Genomic DNA, 17,834 nt, shown 5'->3' with positions numbered 1-17,834 from the left:
GTGGGTCGGCGTAAGGCCCGGTGCGCGGGCCTTACGGGGTGGGGAGCGGGGAGCGCACGGTGGCCGAGGCCGGGTCGTACAGGTGCTGGCGGGCCAGCAGGTCCCGGGGGGTGTCGGCGTCCCGCACGAGGTGCGCCCGGCCGCGGTGCACCAGCACCTCGGCGGGGTGGCCGTGGGAGAGGAAGAGCACCGGTGAGGCGCTCGGTCCGTACGCGCCGGAGCGCCGTACGCCGAGGAGGTCACCGGTCCGCAACGGCGGCAGGGGCACCTTCTTGCCGAGGGTGTCGTTGGGCGTGCACAGCGGTCCGGTGATGTTCCACGGTTCGGGGGCGCCGGTGCCCGGCCGGTTGAGCAGCTCGATGGGGAAGTTCCGCTTGACGAACGAGCCGATCCCGACGGCGGCCATGTGGTGGTTGGTGCCGCCGTCGGCCACCGCGAAGTTCTCCCCGGCCGAGGTCTTGGTGTAGCCGACCCGGACCACGTAGGTGCCGCTCTCGGCCACCAGGTAGCGCCCGAGTTCCATGATCAGCCGGGTGTCGGGGTGGGCGTCGGCGAAGGTGTCCAGGACCGGGTTGACGCCGGCCGCCAGGCGCGCCAGGTCCAGGTCGCGCTCGCCGTCGAAGTAGGCGACGCCGAGGCCCCCGCCGACGTCGACCATCTCCAGCGGGAAGCCGTGGTGCGCGGAGACGCGTGCGGCGAGGTCGAGGATGCGCCCGGTGTTGAGGACGACGGCCTCCTCGCTGAGGATGCGGGTGCCCATGTACACCTGCACGCCCATCAGCCGCACGTGGGCCAGCTGTTTGCCCAGCGGTTCCGACTCCAGCAGCTGGTCCTCGTCGATGCCGAACTGGCGGGGTTTGCCGCCCATGGTGAGCCCCGAACCCTTCACCGTGAAGCTCGGGTTGACGCGCAGGGCGACCGGAGCCGTCAGGCCCAGGGCGCCGGCCAGCCCGTCGAGCGCCGTGAGTTCCTGGAAGGATTCGCAGATGACCGCGTACAGGCCTTCCCGGAGGCAGGCGGCGAGCTCCTCGCGGCTCTTGCCGGGGCCGAGGAAGACGATGTCGCGGGCAGCCACCCCGGCGGCCCGTGCGGTGAGCAGCTCGGTCAGCGAGGAGACCTCGGCCCGGGCCCCGTGCGCGTGCAGCAGGGCGCAGACGGAGACGTTCGGGTTGGCCTTGAGCGAGTAGAAGATCTCCAGCCGGGGGTGGAGCAGGGCGCGCAGGGTGTCCATGCGACCGGTGAGGTGGTCGCCGTCGTAGAGGTACAGCGGGGTGCCGAACTGCTCGGCGAGGGTGGTGATCCCCAGGTTCTGGACGGTGAACTCAGCGGCCATCGGCGGGCTCCTCCATAAGGGCGGCCAGGTGTTCCGAGACGGCCCGGTCCAGCGCGGGGAGCCGTTCGGGGGCGCCGACCAGCAGTGCGTACAGCCGCCCTTGGTAGGGCGCGGCGCCGGCGCCGGCGTTTACGGTGGCGAAGTTGTTGACGACCAGCCCCTCCTCCCCCGGCGCCCGCAGCAGCAGACCGTCCAGCAGCCGGCGCACGGCGGCGAACGGCAGCTCCCGGCGCAGCCGGAGGGGGTAGTGGCGGGCGAGTGCCGACCGTCCCGGGGTGAGGAGGTGTTCCTGGAGCCGGGCCTGGTAGGTCGACATGTTGTTGCGGGCGTTGATCTCGATCACCGGGAAGACGCCGCCGTCGGTGTCCACGAGCGCGTCGATACCGGCCACGCCGAAGAACCCGTCGGACGCCAGCTGTTTGCCCAGCACCCGGGCGGCGTGCCGGATCTCGTCGAGCTGGCCGGGCGTCAGGTCCGGGGGGAAGCGGTGGCCCTTGTGCACCCCGCCCTCGGTGAGGGCCTCCTTGACGAAGTCCAGCCGCACGGTGCCGTCCCGGCCCACGGTGATCTGGTAGTTGAGGTCCCGCTCCTTGGCCACCAGTTCCTCGATCACGAAGGCGGCGCGGTCGGAGCCGGCGGCGCGGGCGCCGCGGACGATCACGGTGTGCAGCCGGTCGAGGCGGCGCCGGCTGTCGACGACCGCGATGCCCTTGCCGGAGACGCCGTACGCCTCCTTGACCATCAACCGGACGCCGCTTTCGCACAGTTCGGCGGCGTGCGCCATGACGGTGTCGAGTTCCTCCAGCGTCTCCGAGGCCCAGCCGCGCGGCTGCCGCAGCCCGGCCGCGTCCGCCGCGCGCCGGCTGTAGACCTTGCTGTTGACCGCCTTGCACAGCGGTGCCGGCGGGGCGGCCAGCGGGATCCCGGACCGGGCGGCGAGCTCCTCCTCCGGGGCCGAGACGCCGTGCGGGGCCAGCAGCGCGCCCCGGCCGGCCAGTTCGCCGAGGGTGGCGATCAGCGCGTCGTCCGCCAGGGCGTCCCGGGTGACCATGTGCTGCGGCCGCTGGTCGGCCACCACGTGCACGGTGGGCAGGGTCAGCCCCAGCCCGCGCAGGTGGTCCAGGTAGTCCTCGTCGGGCCGGGTCTTGAGGACGACGTGGTCGTCGGCGTCGCCCAGCAGCAGCGCGAACTCCTCCATGCGGTTGACCACGGCGCTGTTGCCGGCCGACGAGAGCCGGGGCAGTCCGGTCTCGCCGCGGGCCCACTCCTCCTCGACCTCGAAGTTGCCCAGGAACACCAGGGACGCGCCCGGGTCACCGGCCACCGCGGTCTTCAGCCGCCGGCTGAAGTTCTCCTCCACCGCATCTCCGTCCTCCCCGTACACCCGGGGTGCTCAGTGCTCCACGACCATCGCGGCGAAGCACGCCCCGAGCCCGACGGCCACCATCAGGTAGTGGTCACCGGGGCGGAGCCTGCCCAGCTCGCAGGCCGTGACGTAGTTGACGAACGGGTCGGCCCCGAAGCAGTGCCCGGTGCGCGGGACGTTGTCCAGGAGGACGCGTTCGGTACGGGTGCCCAGCCGGTCCGCCAGCCTCGTCCACGCGACCCGGTTGACGTTGTGCGGCAGCACCAGGTCGATGTCGTCCGTGGTCAGCCCGGCGGCGTCGACCGCCTCGCCGATGACCTCGGTGAGGACGTCGGCGTACATCCCGCGGAAGGCCCGGGCCGCCTCCGGCGTCATCACCATCTTCGGGTGACCGGTGGACACGGTCCGGGTGGCGAATCCGCGGACCCGGTCCCTGGTCCCGGAAGCCGCCACCAGTACGGCGGCGGTCGCCTCACCGGTGGGGCCCACCCCGGGCACGAACTGGGTCTCCCGGGTCGGTGCCTTCTCCCCGGTCAGGATCAGCGCGAGCGCCTCGGGGTCGCCCTCCTCCGCCAGCAGCATCCCGGCGACCTCCACCGCCAGCAGGCCGGAGGCGCAGGCGTGCTCGGTCAACGCGAAGGTGCGGGCGTGCCGCAGACCGGCCTCCCGCCGTATCTCCTGGAGCGCGCTGTGCGGATACGGCGAGGGCGCACGCAGCGTCCTGGCGCGGATCAGAAAGCGGACCCGGTCCTCCGCACCCCGCAGCGACGGCAGTTTCTCCAGTGCGGAGAGGAGCAACTCCTTCTCCGTGACGTCCTCGTCCCAGCAGATCCGGGAAAGTCCGAACCCCCGGATGTAGCGGCGCAGTTCCGCGTCGGTCAGTCCCAGGTCCCGCTGACGCTCCGCAAGGAAAACCGGGGACGGCCAGTGCGTGGATACCTCGGCTATTGAGGTCACAGCCCGCCGACTCCTTTCGAGCCCGACTGTCCCCGAATTGGGTGCGGGGAACGGGCACAAAGTAATCGCACGGATTGACGAGGCACTGACTGGGCACTGACCACGCTGATCAACGGGCCGGGTGGTATTCCCCGGGATGAGTCTCCGGCACCCGGACCGGCCCGGAAGCATTTCGCGCCATGGCGCACTTTTCTCTCTCCGGGGCGAGGAAAGCCCATGGCCATGGAGAATCCACTCTTCCGCAACCTCGTTCGCCGGGCCGGACCGTCCGGAACGGACCCGTTCCGGCGGACGGCCGCTCCCGGGGCGGGAGTTGGGCCGCGCGCCGCGGCCCGGACCGGTCCGGGCCGGTGCCCCCGGGGGCACCCGCCACCGGCCCCCCGGGCGGCCGATCGACGGATCACCGGGGCGGGATGCCGACACTGCGAGATTTTCCGTAAGGGGAAGGCAAAAGCACCTCCTTCGCGATATCACTGACCACTACGGCGTGTGTTAGCTTTGCGTGGCCGAAAAGCATGGACCCACGCTCAGCACGTAGTACGCGCACGGTGATGGTCAGCAGCTCAGGCCCAGGGGGGACCAGCTCATGCAGCAACGCCGGACCGTTGTCCAGTGGGGAATCTCCCGGAAGCTCGCCCTTTCGCGAGCCTGACGCATCGCCCCTTGCACGGAATTCCCCCGTCCGTTTTTCCGGGGGACGTAGTGGTCTTGGTCGCATGCCCGCGCATGCGCAGTTCTCCACCCGCAAGGCCAGGCGGGATCATGCGTGGCGCCCGCCCGGCGACACCGACGTGAGTACAGGGGGGAAGACGCCGAATGCCGAGCACAGGGAGTAGGCGCCGAACGCTGACCACCGGGAGAAGAAGAATGGAAGACAGATGGCTCCGCACATCCTGAACGGGGACAACATGGACACGGGCGAGGTGTCGGTCGGATTACTGGGCCCCTTACAGGTCGCCCATCGGGGGAAGTCCTACGGCGTCGGGCCGAACCGTGCCCGGGCCCTGCTCGCCGTGCTCGCCCTCTCCGCGGGAGAGGTCGTCTCCATCGACTTCCTCATCGACGAACTCCTCACCGACCGCCCCTGGAAGAACCCGAAGAACGCGCTGCAGGCCGGGGTCCACCGCCTGCGCGACGCACTGGAAGGGATCACCGGGACACCGGGCACCCTGATGGTGTGCACCTCGGCCAACGGCTACCTGCTGGACGTCCCGCCGGCCCGGGTCGACACCCACCGCTTCGACACCCTCGCCGCCCAGGGGGCGGCGCTGCTCCCGCACGCCCCCGAAGAGGCCGTCGCCGTACTGGAGGAGGCGCTCGCCCTGTGGCGCGGGGACGCGCTGCTCGACGTGCTGGGCGGCCTGCGCTGTCAGAACCAGATGAGCCGGCTCGCCAGCCAGCGGCTGAGCACCCTTGAGGACCTCTACGAGGCCAAGCTGCTCAGCGGCGGGTACCGCGTGGTGAACGGGCTGGAGCAACTCGCCCTCGAACACCCCGAACGCGAGCGCCTGACGGAGTTGCTGATGGTCGCGCTCTACCGTTCCGGGCGGCAGCAGGAGGCCCTCGCCACCTTCCAGCGGGTCCGTTCCTGGCTCCAGGACGAACTCGGCGTGGAACCGGGCCGGAAGCTGCGGAGCCTGCAGCGGGCGATCCTCACCCAGGACGTGGCCATCGACGCCCGACTGCCCCAGGCGTCGGCCTCATGACGCGCCGTCCGCGCCGCCGCGGTCCCCTGGCCGTCTTCGCCGGCGGCTGATCCGGGCCTGGTCAGGGAGGCGGCCGGCGGCGCCCGACCGCCTCTTGGCCGCCGTCAAGAGGGTGCGCCAGGAACCGCTCCTCGACCCGCGCCGCACGGCCCCGCACCGCCAGCGCGCCGGCGTACCCGGACCCCGGCTCCAGGTCGAACAGGGCGAACGGCCCGGCGGCGTACGGCCCCCGCCACTCCACGAGCGCCGGTGAACGGCCGGGCGCGGACACGGTGAGGTCCCGCTTGGGCACCACGATGCCCAGCCCGACCGCCTTCAGCAGCGCCTCCTTCCGCGTCCAGTACACCGCCCAGGCAAGGTCCCGCCGGTGGTCCGGCAGCGCCCGGAACACGCGGTACTCGGCCTCGGCCAGCACCCGCGGGGCCAGCCGCCCGACCGACCGCCCGTGCACCCGCTCGACGTCCACCCCGGGCTCGGGGCCCTCGGTGACGGCGAGTACCACCCGGCCACCGGCGTGGGCGAGCGAGAAACGCACCCCGGCACCGGGCACGAAGGGCTTGCCGTGCGGACCGCCGCAGTGCCGGCACCGCCGGCGGAGCGGCACCCGCCGCGGCGGCGTCCCGGTGAGCCCGCCGATGACCGTCCTGATCAGCGCCCGCCCGGTGGCCAGGCGGGCCCGGTCCGCCGCCTGGTGCAGCCGGTCATGGCGGGCCCGCTCGTCCGCGTCCAGCAGGGCCCGGACCGCCGGGTCGTCGACCACCGGGGACCACCACACCCGGCACACGGGGGCGTCGGTCACGGCCCGGCTCACCCCTGCCCGTCGACGGCCTGCCGGCCGGTCAGGCCGAGGAAGACGTCGTCCAGCGAGGGGCGGCGCCGCGCGAAGTCGGCCACCTCCACCCCGGCCTCGTGGAGCGCCGACGCGGCGGCGGCGATCCCGGCCAGCCCGTCGTCGAGCTGCCACCCGAGCACGCCGCGCTGCGCGTCCTCGGTGAGTTCGCCGGTCACCACCGTGCGCAGGGTCCGGCGCGCGGTGGCCAGGCCCGCCGGGTCGGCGAGGGTGATCTCCAGCCGCTCCTGCCCGACCTTGCGCTTGAGCTCGTCGGCGGTGCCCTCGGCCACCACCGCGCCGTCCGCGATCACCGAGATGTGGTCGGCCAGTTGATCGGCCTCCTCCAGGTACTGCGTGGTCAGCAGGACGGTGACGCCCTGTGCCACGAGTTCCCTGACCACGTCCCAGAGCGCGATCCGGCTGGCCGGGTCCAGGCCGGTGCTGGGTTCGTCGAGGAAGATGACCTCGGGTGAGCCCACCAGGGTGCTGGCCAGGTCCAGCCGGCGGCGCATCCCGCCGGAGTAGGTGCCGAGCGGCCGTCCGGCCGCCGCGCTCAGCCCGAAGCGTTCCAGCAGTTCCCCGGCCCGGGCCCGGGCGTCCCGGCGGCGCATCCCGAGCAGCCGCCCGAGCAGCGTCAGGTTCTCCCAGCCGGTCAACTGCTCGTCCACCGCGGCGTATTGACCGGACAGGCCGATCCGGCGGCGCACCTGCCGGGCCTCGCCCGCCACGTCGTACCCGGCGACCCGGACGGTACCGGCGTCGTGGCGCACGAGGGTGCTGAGCACGCGCACGGTGGTGGTCTTCCCCGCGCCGTTGGGGCCGAGCAGCCCCAGTACGCTGCCGGCCGGTACGCGCAGGTCGACCCCGCGCAGCACCTCGACGTCCTTGTAGCTCTTGCGCAGTCCCTCGACCTCGATGGCCACCGTCGCGTCCGGCACGTCGTCAGGCTCCCCGGGAACCGAGGCGGGCGGGGTCCAGGTCCGTCCAGTGCTCCTCGACGTAACCGGCGGCCTCGGCCCGGGTCACGGAGGAGAGCACCGGCCGCCAGCCGTCCGGGACCTCGGCGAACGCCGGCCAGAGGCTGTGCTGGTTCTCGTCGTTGACCAGCACGTGGAAGGTGCCTTCCGCGTCGTCGAACGGGTTACTCATGGGCCGCCCCTGTCGTTCTCTCACCTGCCGGCGTGGTCCTTCCTCACTATGCTCAAGCGCGCTGACGCGGGACTGACGAACGGCTGAGCACGGCCGTCGGCCGGCTCGCCGGGTACGCGGGACGCGCCGGCCCGGAGCACATCCGGTCGGCGCGCGCCGCGGTGGGCCGGCCGGTGATCCGGCCGAGGAAGGCCGCCGGGCCGCCGCCGGACTCCCCCGACTCCCCGCGCCAGGCGCACCAGGCCGGCAGGGCGACCAGGCCGACGAGCACCTCCAGGGCGACGGCGGAGACCGCGGCCACCACGGCCGCCGACCGCACCCCGGCCATCGGCCCGTCACCCGGGAGCCACCCGGCCGCCACGGCCACGGCGGCCACCGCGGCGAGCGGGAACCCGGCGCGGCAGCAGCCGTCCTGCGCTGCGGCGCCGGCTGGCATGCCCAGGCGCCGGTTCTCCCGGATCCGTCCCACCGCCCGGAGGTACGAGGGCAGGACGAGCGCCGACAGCAGCAGCCAGGCGGCCACCGGCGCCCACCGGCCCGCCGCCGCGCCCGGACCGGCCGGTGCGACCGGCGCGGGCGCCACCTCGCCGAGCACCGCCCAGGTCACCGAGGTCACCAGGGCCTGGGCCAGGACGACCGACGGGCCGAGCACCCACGACCGCAGGGCGAGCGCGGCCCCGGCCGCGGTGAGCACCAGCAGCACCACTCCCCCGGCCGGCCACGGCCACAGCGCCCCCAAGAACGCGGGGGACAATGCCCCGGCGAGGACGGCGAGCACCCCGGCGGTGCCGGCGAGGCAGGCCGGCGCACGATCCGTCACCCGGCCGATCACCGCGCGGCGCAACCGGGACGCACCGAAGGACCCGGCCCGGCGGGGCGGGCGCCGCGGGGCGGTGCGGCGGCACCCCTCGCCGAGCACGATCACGGCGGGCACCGCGACGGTCGCCGTCACCGTCACCACCACGGTCACCACCGCCGTCCCGAGGGCGATCCCGGGCAGCACCGGGGCCCCGGTCACGGTGAGCCCGGCCGCGATGAGCAGCAGCAGCCCGGCGCAGCGCGCCACGGCCCGCCCGGAGGTGCCGGCCACGATGGTGAGCGCCGCGGCGGGACGGTATCCGCGCGCGCTCTCCTCCCGGTATCGGCGTACCTGGGCGGGGATCAGGTCCAGGCCCAGCACCAGGCCCACCATGGCCACCACACCGGCGGCCGGGGCCCCGCCCGGCGTGACCAGATAGCCGAGCACCGCCGGCCCCCCGCCCCAGGCGAGCGTCGCCAGGTGCCGCAGGCGCGGCGCGCCGGCCGTGGCGAGGGCGCCGGTGACCAGTGCCAGGAGCGCCACCGGGGGCCCGAACCGGCCGGCCACGCCGAACGGCCGGACCAGCGCGCCGAGGTAGACCGCGAGGCCGATGGTGAACAGCCAGCCGCTGACCGTCCGTTCCGGAGCGCCGGCGGCCCACCGTGCCGTACGGACGGACCCCCACCGAGGTAACGCCATGTGAATGCCACCCTTCTCGCTCGGCCGGCGGGAAGGGCCCCCCGGTGGTGCGGGGGCCGCTCCCCGTGGCTCGACCGTCACATCGTCGCCGGTCGGTCGTCGCTCGCGTCGACGATGTCGCAGGGGATCTCGAAGGCCACCGTGGTGGGTCCGCCGTCCGGGCTGGTGATCGCGAGGGGTCCGTCGAAGACCGCCAGCCGGCGTTCGACCCCCTTCAGGCCGTTGCCCTTCTTCAGGTCGGCCCCTCCCCCGCCGTTGTCGTGCACCGCGATGCGCAGCGCACCGTCGGCGTGCCGGATGTCGACGTGCGCCTCACGGGCCCCCGCGTGCTTGGTGACGTTGGCGAGGAGTTCGGCGACGGAGAAGTACGCGGCGGACTCGACCGGTTCCGGCAGCCGGCCCGGCAACGATCCGGCGACCTGGATCTTCAGCGGGATGCCGAGGGCGAGGGTGCGGACCGCGTCGACCAGACCGCGGTCGGCGAGCACCGGTGGGTGGACGCCGTTGACCAGGTCCCGGATCTCGTTGAGCGTCTTGGTGGAGTCCTGTTTGGCCGCCAGCAGCAGGGCGCGCGCCGCCTGCGGGTTCTCCTCCAGCAGGGACTCGGCCGCCGACAGTGTCATGCCGAGGGCGACCAGCCGCACCTGCGCTCCGTCGTGCAGGTCCCGCTCGATGCGGCGGATCTCCCCGGCCTGCATGCGCATGGCGTCCGACCGCGAGTGCGTCAGGTGGTCGACGCGGGCCGACAACACGGTACGGGAGGTCCCCAGTACGGCACGCACCCAGCGGCCGTGCAGCGGCAGCATCAGCCGGGGCAGATAGCCCAGCGAGACGACGATCTCCACGACGCCCAGCCCGGCGGCGCCGATCGCCGCGGGCAGGCTCTGCACCGGCAGGAAGAGGAACCAGGTGTTGTCCCAACTCTCCACGACGGGCTGCCAGATGAAGGGCAGGACCAGCCCGAACAGTCCGTGCACGAGGGCCACCGCGGGCAGCAGCGCCAGGACCGGTCCGATGCAGGGGTTGATCAGCAGCCAGAGCAGGTCACGCCAGGTGGCCGGGTCGCCGATCATCCGGTGCACCCGGCGCAGTCCCGACGGCCGGGCCTGGCCGTGGGGTTCGGGGGCGTACGGCTCGGGCACCCGCACCCCCGTCCACTCCAGGGCGAGCCTGCGCTGGAGCCGTGCGTCGGCGCGCACGGTGTCCAACGCCCCGGCCAGCAGCGGGATGCCGACGCCGATGCAGGCCAGGCAGACCACGACGGTGACCCAGACCAGGAGCAGGGCCTCGGTCAGCGCCAGCCCGGTCAGCACCACGCCTCGCCATAACAGGGCGGCGGACCCGCCCCACCCGGGCCGCAGGCCCACCTCGGAACCGTGCTCGTTCATCTTCGCCTCGTTTCCTGTCAGCGGTAGGTGGATCAAGCATCCCCCGAGGCACCCGCGGACGCAGGGGAGCTAACTCCCCTCTTTCGGGCCCTCTTCCGGTGCCGCGTCGTAGTCGCTGGTCCCCGCGTCGAGGAGCGGCATACCGCGCCGGCCGGCGGCCGTGGAGAGCCAGCGCAGGGAGTGGTAGCCGGTCAGCACGATGAGCGTGCCGAGGGCGATGCCGCCGAGTTCGAAGTGGGCCGTGAGCTTCAGCGAGACGCCGCCGATGGCGATGACGATGCCGGCCGCCGCGGGGATGAGGTTCAGCGGCACGGTGAAGTCCACCCGGTTCCGGATCCAGATCTGGGCGCCCAGCAGGCCGATCATCCCGTAGAGGATGACGGTGATACCGCCCAGCACCCCACCGGGGATCGCGGCCACCACCGCACCGAACTTCGGGCAGAGTCCGAACAGCACCGCGAAGGCCGCCGCCGCGGAGTAGGCGGCGGTGGAGTAGACCCGGGTGGCCGCCATCACGCCGATGTTCTCGGCGTACGTCGTGGTGGCGGGGCCGCCGACCGCGGTGGAGAGGACGGTGGCCGTGCCGTCGGCGACGATGGCCATGCCCATCTTGTCCTCAAGGGGGTCACCGGTCATTTCACCGACCGCCTTGACGTGTCCGGTGTTCTCCGCGACCAGCGCCACCAGGACGGGCAGCGCCACGAGAATCGCGGAGGCCGAGAAATTCGGTGCGTGGAAGGCCGGAAGGCCGATCCAGTCGGCCTTCTCCACACCGGAGAAGTCGATGCGCCAGTGGTCGGTCACCTTCCCCGCGCCATTGGCGGAATGAATCATTCCAGCGGTGCGGTCGAGAACCCAGGACAGGGCGTATCCGAAAACCAGGCCGAGGAAGATGGCGATGCGCGACCAGAAGCCCCGCAGAACCACCAGAGCGAGGCCGGTGAAAAGCATGGTCGCCAGCGCCGTCCATTGATCCTGCGGCCAATAGACGGATGCCGTCACGGGGGCGAGGTTGAAACCGATGAGCATCACGACCGCGCCGGTCACCACGGGCGGAAGGACCGCGTGAATCACCCGGGCCCCGAGAAGGTGAATGACGATTCCGCAGCCCGCCAGGGAGGCACCCACGACGAGCATCGCCCCCGTCAGTGTCCCGGCGTCACCACCCTGGCCCGCGATCACGGCGGACACGCCGACGAAGGAGAGCGACGATCCCAGATAGCTCGGAATGCGCCCGCGGGTCATCACCAGGAAGAGCACGGTGGCCACACCCGATGCCATCAGCGCGAGGCCGGGGTCCAGCCCCATGAGCACCGGTGCGACGAAACACGCGCCGATCATCGAGACGACGTGCTGGGCGCCGAGCGCGATCGTGCGGCCCCAGGTCAGACGCTCCCCGGGCCGGACCACCTCCCCCGGCTTCAGGTGCCGTCCGTCCCCATGAAGCTGCCACCCGAAGCGGGCCATGATCACTCTCCACATCTGCGACGCCCTGCACGTCACAGAGCCGAGGTGATTCATAGTCGAACGTCTGCCGCAGGACAAACCGCACCGGCCGAGGCGGCCGCCGCTGCCGTACGCGCACGCCGCCGGGCGGGGGACCCCGTCGTACGACGAGGACCAGGGGGAAGGACGCCCCCTGCGAGCTTCGCGCTCCGCCGTACCACGAGGTCCCCGGGCACCCCGGGCCTCAGTGGCCGTACTTCTTCACGGCCTGGTAGTAGGTCCAGGCCAGCGCCCTGCAGGAGGCCTTGCGGGCGCCCGAGTAGCGCCCGCAGACCCGCTTCAGGTCCTCGTAGAGCGCCTTGTCCAGTCGCGCCTTGTTCGCCTTGAAGGTGCCCATCCGCTTGTAGTTGCGATAGCCGAAGTCATGGCGCGCACAGCGGAGGTGAAAGGGAAAGCCGAGGGGGTTGTCCGGCGACTTGGAGCAGTAGTCGGTGTCCCAGTTGAAGCGGTACGCGGACCATTTCGACCGGTGGTCCCGGGCGGCGGCCCACTGCGTGTAGCTGGCCGCGTCGGTCCGGGTCCAGCTCGCCAGCACCCGGGGTTTGTCGGCGGGCACGGCCGGGGCGGCCGGCGCGGGGGCGGCTGCGGTCAGCAGCGCCGCTATTGCCAGGAGCGGGGCGGTGAGTACTGCGGAACGTCTTCGGGACATGCGCCAACCTCCGGAATTCTGCGCCTCGTTCACCGCGGCGCTTCCTGGAACGTGAAGAGATATGGGTTTCTCAAAGGCCGTTGCCGCTCTGTCGACTCTCCGGAGAGCCACAAGAGGGCGCGCCGATTATTACCCCGTTCCGGTCAACACCGCCCGGGAAACCCGGATATCCGTAAGGCAGCTGTCACGCTGGGCCGATGACGACGACTCAGGAATCCGGCGAACCGGGTCGGATCGGTGCCGTGGCGCCCCGCCCGGCGCCGCCCGGCGACGTGGCCGGGGTGCTGGCGCGAATGCGGGCGCTGGACGCGGCGCTGCCCGCCGGGGACGGCGTGGCCGTCTTCAACGGCGTCTACCTGACCGTCACCGAGGCGGTGGCGCGGCGCCTCGGTGACGGCGGTTTCCGGGACCCGGCGGCCGCCGGGGAGCTCGACGTGCGGTTCGCCCGGCGCTATTTCGACGCGGTGGACGCGGCGGCCGGCGGGCTGCGGCCGCCGGCCTGCTGGCGCCCGCTGTTCCAGCTGCGCCGCCACCCCGGCGTCCATCCGCTGCAGTTCGCACTGGCCGGGATCAATGCGCACATCGGCCACGATCTCGCGCTCGCCGTGCTGGACACCTGCCGGGCGCTGGAGTGCGAACCGGCCGCGCTGGAGGGCGACTTCGACCGGGTGGGCGGCGTGCTGACGAGCCTGGAGGAGCGGATCCGCGAGCAGCTGATGCCCGGCCCCGATCTCCTCGACATCGCCGATCCGCTGACCCATCTGATCGGTTCCTGGAGCCTGGACAAGGCCCGGGACGGCGCCTGGGTGGCGGCCCGCGCCCTGTGGAGCGTGCGCCGGCTGCCGGAGGTGACGGAGGAGTTCACCGAGCGGCTGGACGCCGGCGTCGGTCTGGTGGGCCGGATGCTGCTGACCCCGCTGCCCGGCTGATCGCGCCCGCCGTCACCCGCCCGTTGCGCGAACTCCCTTGCGCCGACGGTAGGTTGACGGACGTACGGATCAGGGCACGGCACCACGCACCACGCGACACCTGACACGAAGGAGTGCGGGCATGGCCATTCGACTCGGTCTGAGCCTTCCGCAGATGCGGCAGTACGACATCGGACGGGACGTTCCCGACGTGGCCCGGGCCGCGGAGGAGACCGGCTACCAGAGCCTGTGGGTCTTCGAGCGGATCCTGTTCCCGGAACCCGCCACCCAGGGCCTGTACGGCATCCCGGGGCTGCCCTGGCCCGATCAGTACCGCTCGGTCGCCGATCCGCTGGTCACGCTGGCGCTGGCCGCGGGCGCCACCCGGCGGGCCCGGCTGGGCACCAGCGTGCTGGTCGCCCCGCTGCACGTGCCCTTCCAGCTGGCCCGCGGACTGGCCTCGCTGGACGCGGCGAGCGGCGGCCGGGTGGTCGCGGGCCTGGGCACCGGCTGGTCGCTGGACGAGTACGCGGCCGCCGCGGTCGCCCCGTTCGAGCGGCGCGGGAAGGTCCTCGACGAGCTGATCGACGTCTGCCGCGCGGTGTGGGGCCCGGACCCGGTGGCGTACGAAGGGGAGCTGACCACCATCGCCCCGTCCGAGGTCGGGCCGAAGCCGAAGGGGCCGATGCCGATCCTGCTGCCCGCCAACAGCCCGCGGGCGCTGCGCCGGCTGGTGGACCGGGCGGACGGCTGGATGCCGGTCGGCACGGGCGCCGAGCAGCTCGCCGCGCAGTGGAAGCGGCTGCAGGAGCTGGCCGCCGAACGGGGCCGCACGGAGCCGGTGCAGAGCGTGCTGCGGGTGAACACCGAGCACACCGGCGCTCCGTACGAGGGCCCGGGGCGCAAGCCGTTCCAGGGCAGCGTGGCGCAGATCGTCGAGGACCTCGCCGCGCACGCCGCGGTGGGCGTGGAGGAGATCCTGATCGATCTGCAGGGCCGGGCCCGGGACGCCGAGGAGCTGAAGGACCTCGCCGCGGAGGTGTACGCGGCGGCGCGGGCGGCCGGGGTGTAGGGCTTTCCCGGGCCCCGGCCGGGCCCGCGTGCTCAGTATTGGGGCAGCGTCGCGGTGGCCTTGCGCCCGGCCTCGACCTGGGCGATCCGCTCGGCGAACATCCTGGCCCCCTGCGTCAGCATCGGCTCGGCCGCGCCGCCCTCCACGAAGGTGGTGGCGACCACCGTGCCGACCCGCATGGTGACGTACTCGCCGTCCAGCCCGCCGCCGTTCCTGGTGTAGGCCCGGCTCTCGTTGCCGAAGACGGGCTTCGACAGCGTGGGGTACCTGCCGGCCTCGCGCTTCAGCCCGTCCTTGGCGTCCTGCCGGGTCCGGTACGTCGTGATCTGGAAGTTGACGTAGTGGGTGCCGCCGGACAGGGCGAACTTGTCGTGCCCGAACCACTGCCCCTTGCAGGACCGCGGGCTCGGGCAGTTGAGGTGCCCGTCCGCGGTCGTGACGTCACCGCTCACGCCCTGCAGGCCGCCCATCGCCCCGAGGTCCGGAAGGGCGTTCTTGACCTGGTCCTTGTCGGTCAGCACGGTGGCGGAGTCCGGTGTGCCGGAGGACTTGCCGGGCGCCGGGCTGCTGGGCCGGGGCTTGGCGGCGGAGCCGCCGCCCTTGCCGCCCGCGCCGCTCTTGTCGCCGGTGTCCCCGCAGCCGGTGAGGCCGGCGCACAGCACACCGGTGATCATCACGGCCGCCAGGGCCGCGCGCCGTCCCGGCCGGTTCGTCGTTGCCAAGGTTCCGTCTCCCCCGTTGGTGCTCAGCGTTTTCCGCTGATCATAAGAGGCGGGTCCGCGCATGGCTGAGGGCCCTCCCTTCTGGAGGGCCCTCAGGGGAGGAGACCGAACCGGGGTCAGTCCTCGGGCAGTTCGACCGGGGCGATCTCGTCGTAGACGTCGCCCGGGCCCGGGTTGGCGGCGTCCGTCGTGCCGCCGAGGTGGTGCATCACGCCCCAGACCGCGTTCAGCGCGGTCTGGATGGCGCCCTCGGCCCAGCCGGCGGTCCAGGAGATGTCGTCACCGGCGAGGAAGATGCCGCGCTTGTCCTCGGGGAGGCGGTCCTGCATGAAGTGGGTGAACAGCCGCCGCTGGTAGCGGTAGTGGCCGGGCAGGTTGGCCTTGAACGCGCCCATGAAGTAGGGCTCGTTCTCCCAGGAGACGGTGACCGGGTTGCCGATGATGTGCTTGCGGATGTCGACCTTCGGATAGATCTCGCCGAGCGACTTCAGCATGACCTCCATCCGCTCGTTGGCGTCCAGCGGCAGCCACTTGAGGCTGTCGTCGCACCAGGTGTACGAGAGGCAGATGACGGCCGGCCGGTCGGGGCCGTTGTCCAGCAGGTAGGTCCCGCGGGTCATCCGGTCGGTCAGCGTCATGGACATCACGTCGCGGCCGGTGTCCTCGTCCTTGTCCAGCCAGAACGGCCGGTCGACGGGGACGAAGAGCTTGGACGACTCCATGTAGTGGGTGCGCTCGATCGCCGTCCAGTGGTCGATCGGGAACAGCTCGTCGTCACAGGCGATCTTGGACAGCAGCATCCAGGACTGGGCGGTGAAGACGACCGCCTTGTAGGAGCGGATGTCGCCGGAGGCGTCGGTGACGGTGACGCGGTTGCCGGCGGTGCGGTGCAGCCGGGTCACGGCCGGGCGGGGCGTGCCGTCGTGCAGCGACGACAGCGAGGTGCCCTGGGCCCAGTGCACGATCTTGGCCGGCTCACGCTCCCAGAGGCGCAGCGGCAGCTGCTGGGAGCCGCCGACGATGCCGCGGTGGTGGTCGTCGGCCTCGGTGTAGACGACGCGCAGGATCTCCAGGATGGAGTTGGGGAAGTCGGTGTCCCAGCCGCCGGTGCCGAAGCCGACCTGGCCGAAGATCTCGCGGTGGCGGAAGGACTTGAAGGCCTCGGAGTCGCAGAGGAAGCCGTAGAAGGTCTGGTTGTCGAGCTTCTCGACGAGCTTCGCCCAGATCTCGCGGATGCGCGGGACGTCCCGCTCGCGCATGGCCTGGTTCATGTCGGAGAAGTCGGCGCCCTCGTCCAGGCACTTGTTCCAAGCCTCGGCGACGTCCCGGTAGACCTGCGGCAGGTCGTCGATCGTCTCGGCGTAGTGCGACTCGCCCTTGAGGTCCACGACGGTGGACGGGGTGGACTCGGCGAGGGGGTTGGGGAAGGGCTTGGTCTCCAGGCCCACCATGTCGATGTAGTGCTGCAGCGCCGTCGAGGACGGCGGAAACCGCATCGCGCCCAGCTCGCAGTTGAGCGAGTCGTCGCAGCCGTCGAAGCCCACGGTGCGCAGCCGGCCGCCGATCTGGTCCGCCTCGTACACGACGGGCTTGAGGCCCATCTTCATCAGCTCGTAGGCGGTGACGATGCCGGAGAGGCCGCCGCCGATGATCGCGACCTCGGTGCCGTGCTCGGTCGCCGGTATCTGGCCGAGGCCCGCGGGGTGGGCGAGGAAGTCGTCGTACGCGTACGGGAAGTCCGGGCCGAACATGGTGATCGGCGGCTGCGCGTCGGTGTGCGGGACGGCGGGGGGCACCGTGGACGTCATGGGGTACGGACTCCTTGCAGGGGGAAGCTGACGATGCGGCGTGGGCGGGGCGGTGGGGGGAGGGTCAGACGAGGGACGCGTACAGCTCCGGGCGGCGGTCGCGCAGATAGGGGTTGGTCTCGCGGGAGGCGGCGAGGAACGCCGGGTCGACCTCGGCGGAGACCAGCTCCTCGCCGCGGCCGGCGCGGGCCCGGGCGACGCCGTCCGGGCCGACGAGCGTGGAGAGCCCGACGAACTCGAACTCCCCTTCCGGGCCGGTGCGGTTGACGTACGCGACGTACATCTGGTTCTCGAAGGCGCGGACCGGCACCAGCGATTCGGCGACGAACTGGAAGGGGTGCATCTGCGCGGTGGGCACCAGCAGCAGATCGGTGCCGGCCAGCGCGTGCGCCCGGACGTTCTCCGGGAACTCCACGTCGTAGCAGATCATCAGGCCGACGCGGAGGCCGCCGAGCTCGGCCTGGACGACCGGCTGGTCGCCCGGCGTGAACCACTCGCGCTCGAAGCAGCCGAAGAGATGGGTCTTGCGGTACGTGGCGAGGCGCGCTCCGTCGGCGTCGATCAGCTGGACCGCGTTGTAGACCGTGTCGCCGTCCCGCTCGGGGAAGCCGTAGGCGATCGCCAGGCCGTGGTCGGCGGCGATCCGGGCGACCGCGTCCGCGGACGGGCCGTCGGCGGGCTCGGCGAGCTTGGGCACGTCGGCGCCGATGGCGTAGCCGGTGAGGAACATCTCGGGCGCGGCGAGCAGCCCGGCGCCCTGAGCGGCGGCCGCGCGGGCCGCGTCCTCCAGTACCCGCAGATTGTGGGCGACATCGCCGGGCCGGCCCGAACTCTGGAGCAGGGCGGTGTGCAGCGATGTCATGGGACCCCTCGGCGGACGGTTCGGGCGGGACGAAATGACGGTACGGGGCGGTGACGATTCCGGACAAGGCGCCACCGT

At 72.4% G+C, this 17,834-nt stretch carries 16 protein-coding genes; 3 read left to right on the top strand and 13 right to left on the bottom strand.

Annotated features, from left to right (window positions below):
* Positions 1-31: 31 nt before the first annotated feature.
* The 3 genes from ACFV1J_RS20960 to ACFV1J_RS20950 are packed head-to-tail and all read right to left on the bottom strand — an operon-like array spanning position 32 to position 3,656.
* Positions 32-1,333 (bottom strand): type III PLP-dependent enzyme, encoded by a 1,302-nt coding sequence (locus ACFV1J_RS20960; protein ID WP_385860259.1) that lies wholly within the window; start codon positions 1,331-1,333, stop codon positions 32-34.
* Complete coding sequence (locus tag ACFV1J_RS20955) at positions 1,323-2,693, bottom strand: hypothetical protein (RefSeq protein WP_385860257.1); 1,371 nt, start codon at positions 2,691-2,693, stop codon at positions 1,323-1,325. Before ACFV1J_RS20955 ends, ACFV1J_RS20960 begins: the two co-directional genes overlap by 11 nt.
* A gap of 33 nt (positions 2,694-2,726) precedes the next feature.
* A complete protein-coding gene (locus tag ACFV1J_RS20950; protein ID WP_385860255.1) occupies positions 2,727-3,656 on the bottom strand; it encodes a 3-oxoacyl-[acyl-carrier-protein] synthase III C-terminal domain-containing protein in 930 nt (309 codons plus the stop codon).
* 878 nt (positions 3,657-4,534) lie between these two features.
* Here ACFV1J_RS20950 and ACFV1J_RS20945 point away from each other — a divergent pair.
* The gene (locus ACFV1J_RS20945; RefSeq protein WP_385860253.1) at positions 4,535-5,362 is read left to right on the top strand and encodes a BTAD domain-containing putative transcriptional regulator; all 828 of its coding nucleotides are present in this window, start codon (positions 4,535-4,537) and stop codon (positions 5,360-5,362) included.
* A gap of 61 nt (positions 5,363-5,423) precedes the next feature.
* On the opposite strand, the gene ACFV1J_RS20940 is transcribed toward ACFV1J_RS20945, so the two are convergent.
* The 7 genes from ACFV1J_RS20940 to ACFV1J_RS20910 form a co-directional block, all read right to left on the bottom strand.
* Positions 5,424-6,161 (bottom strand): 4'-phosphopantetheinyl transferase family protein, encoded by a 738-nt coding sequence (locus ACFV1J_RS20940; protein WP_385860251.1) that lies wholly within the window; start codon positions 6,159-6,161, stop codon positions 5,424-5,426.
* An 8-nt stretch (positions 6,162-6,169) separates the two neighbouring features.
* On the bottom strand, positions 6,170-7,132 hold the full coding sequence (locus tag ACFV1J_RS20935; protein ID WP_385860248.1) for an ATP-binding cassette domain-containing protein: 963 nt from the start codon (positions 7,130-7,132) through the stop codon (positions 6,170-6,172).
* Positions 7,133-7,136: 4 nt separating this feature from the next.
* Positions 7,137-7,343, bottom strand: a complete 207-nt coding sequence (locus tag ACFV1J_RS20930; RefSeq protein ID WP_385860246.1) for an MbtH family protein — start codon at positions 7,341-7,343, stop codon at positions 7,137-7,139.
* Positions 7,344-7,395: 52 nt separating this feature from the next.
* On the bottom strand, positions 7,396-8,841 hold the full coding sequence (locus ACFV1J_RS20925) for a hypothetical protein (RefSeq protein ID WP_385860244.1): 1,446 nt from the start codon (positions 8,839-8,841) through the stop codon (positions 7,396-7,398).
* Positions 8,842-8,918: 77 nt separating this feature from the next.
* Positions 8,919-10,229, bottom strand: a complete 1,311-nt coding sequence (locus ACFV1J_RS20920) for a sensor histidine kinase (protein WP_385860242.1) — start codon at positions 10,227-10,229, stop codon at positions 8,919-8,921.
* Positions 10,230-10,298: 69 nt separating this feature from the next.
* Entirely contained in the window at positions 10,299-11,696 is a 1,398-nt protein-coding gene (locus ACFV1J_RS20915) for a uracil-xanthine permease family protein (protein WP_385860240.1), read from the bottom strand.
* A 223-nt stretch (positions 11,697-11,919) separates the two neighbouring features.
* The gene (locus ACFV1J_RS20910) at positions 11,920-12,384 is read right to left on the bottom strand and encodes a phospholipase (protein ID WP_385860238.1); all 465 of its coding nucleotides are present in this window, start codon (positions 12,382-12,384) and stop codon (positions 11,920-11,922) included.
* 197 nt (positions 12,385-12,581) lie between these two features.
* Between ACFV1J_RS20910 and ACFV1J_RS20905 the strand changes: the two genes are divergently transcribed.
* Together ACFV1J_RS20905 and ACFV1J_RS20900 are read left to right on the top strand one after the other, a co-directional pair.
* Positions 12,582-13,313, top strand: a complete 732-nt coding sequence (locus ACFV1J_RS20905) for a DUF5995 family protein (protein ID WP_385860236.1) — start codon at positions 12,582-12,584, stop codon at positions 13,311-13,313.
* A gap of 121 nt (positions 13,314-13,434) precedes the next feature.
* On the top strand, positions 13,435-14,364 hold the full coding sequence (locus tag ACFV1J_RS20900; protein WP_385860234.1) for an LLM class F420-dependent oxidoreductase: 930 nt from the start codon (positions 13,435-13,437) through the stop codon (positions 14,362-14,364).
* A 32-nt stretch (positions 14,365-14,396) separates the two neighbouring features.
* Here the strand turns inward: ACFV1J_RS20900 and ACFV1J_RS20895 are convergent, their stop codons facing one another.
* From ACFV1J_RS20895 to ACFV1J_RS20885, 3 genes are all read right to left on the bottom strand, one after another.
* Positions 14,397-15,086 carry a hypothetical protein gene (locus ACFV1J_RS20895; protein WP_385860232.1) on the bottom strand — a complete coding sequence of 230 codons (690 nt, stop codon included), beginning with the start codon at positions 15,084-15,086 and terminating at the stop codon, positions 14,397-14,399.
* A gap of 116 nt (positions 15,087-15,202) precedes the next feature.
* A complete protein-coding gene (locus ACFV1J_RS20890) occupies positions 15,203-16,894 on the bottom strand; it encodes a flavin monoamine oxidase family protein (protein WP_385860230.1) in 1,692 nt (563 codons plus the stop codon).
* 64 nt (positions 16,895-16,958) lie between these two features.
* A complete protein-coding gene (locus ACFV1J_RS20885; RefSeq protein WP_385860228.1) occupies positions 16,959-17,756 on the bottom strand; it encodes a carbon-nitrogen hydrolase family protein in 798 nt (265 codons plus the stop codon).
* Between the last annotated feature and the right edge of the window lie 78 nt (positions 17,757-17,834).

Origin of the sequence: Streptomyces sp. NPDC059649 (assembly GCF_042734445.1) — a bacterium.
Classification (GTDB): Bacteria; Actinomycetota; Actinomycetes; order Streptomycetales; family Streptomycetaceae; genus Streptomyces.
This window is presented reverse-complemented; position numbering and strand designations above follow the sequence as displayed.

What these genes read in the sequence shown, in the direction of transcription:
- ACFV1J_RS20960 (WP_385860259.1), bottom strand. Translation starts at nt 1,333, where the DNA reads ATGGCCGCTGAGTTCACCGTCCAGAACCTGGGGATCACCACCCTCGCC.
- ACFV1J_RS20945 (WP_385860253.1), top strand. Translation starts at nt 4,535, where the DNA reads ATGGCTCCGCACATCCTGAACGGGGACAACATGGACACGGGCGAGGTG.
- ACFV1J_RS20930 (WP_385860246.1), bottom strand. Translation starts at nt 7,343, where the DNA reads ATGAGTAACCCGTTCGACGACGCGGAAGGCACCTTCCACGTGCTGGTC.
- ACFV1J_RS20925 (WP_385860244.1), bottom strand. Translation starts at nt 8,841, where the DNA reads ATGGCGTTACCTCGGTGGGGGTCCGTCCGTACGGCACGGTGGGCCGCC.
- ACFV1J_RS20920 (WP_385860242.1), bottom strand. Translation starts at nt 10,229, where the DNA reads ATGAACGAGCACGGTTCCGAGGTGGGCCTGCGGCCCGGGTGGGGCGGG.
- ACFV1J_RS20915 (WP_385860240.1), bottom strand. Translation starts at nt 11,696, where the DNA reads ATGGCCCGCTTCGGGTGGCAGCTTCATGGGGACGGACGGCACCTGAAG.
- ACFV1J_RS20910 (WP_385860238.1), bottom strand. Translation starts at nt 12,384, where the DNA reads ATGTCCCGAAGACGTTCCGCAGTACTCACCGCCCCGCTCCTGGCAATA.
- ACFV1J_RS20905 (WP_385860236.1), top strand. Translation starts at nt 12,582, where the DNA reads ATGACGACGACTCAGGAATCCGGCGAACCGGGTCGGATCGGTGCCGTG.
- ACFV1J_RS20900 (WP_385860234.1), top strand. Translation starts at nt 13,435, where the DNA reads ATGGCCATTCGACTCGGTCTGAGCCTTCCGCAGATGCGGCAGTACGAC.
- ACFV1J_RS20890 (WP_385860230.1), bottom strand. Translation starts at nt 16,894, where the DNA reads ATGACGTCCACGGTGCCCCCCGCCGTCCCGCACACCGACGCGCAGCCG.
- ACFV1J_RS20885 (WP_385860228.1), bottom strand. Translation starts at nt 17,756, where the DNA reads ATGACATCGCTGCACACCGCCCTGCTCCAGAGTTCGGGCCGGCCCGGC.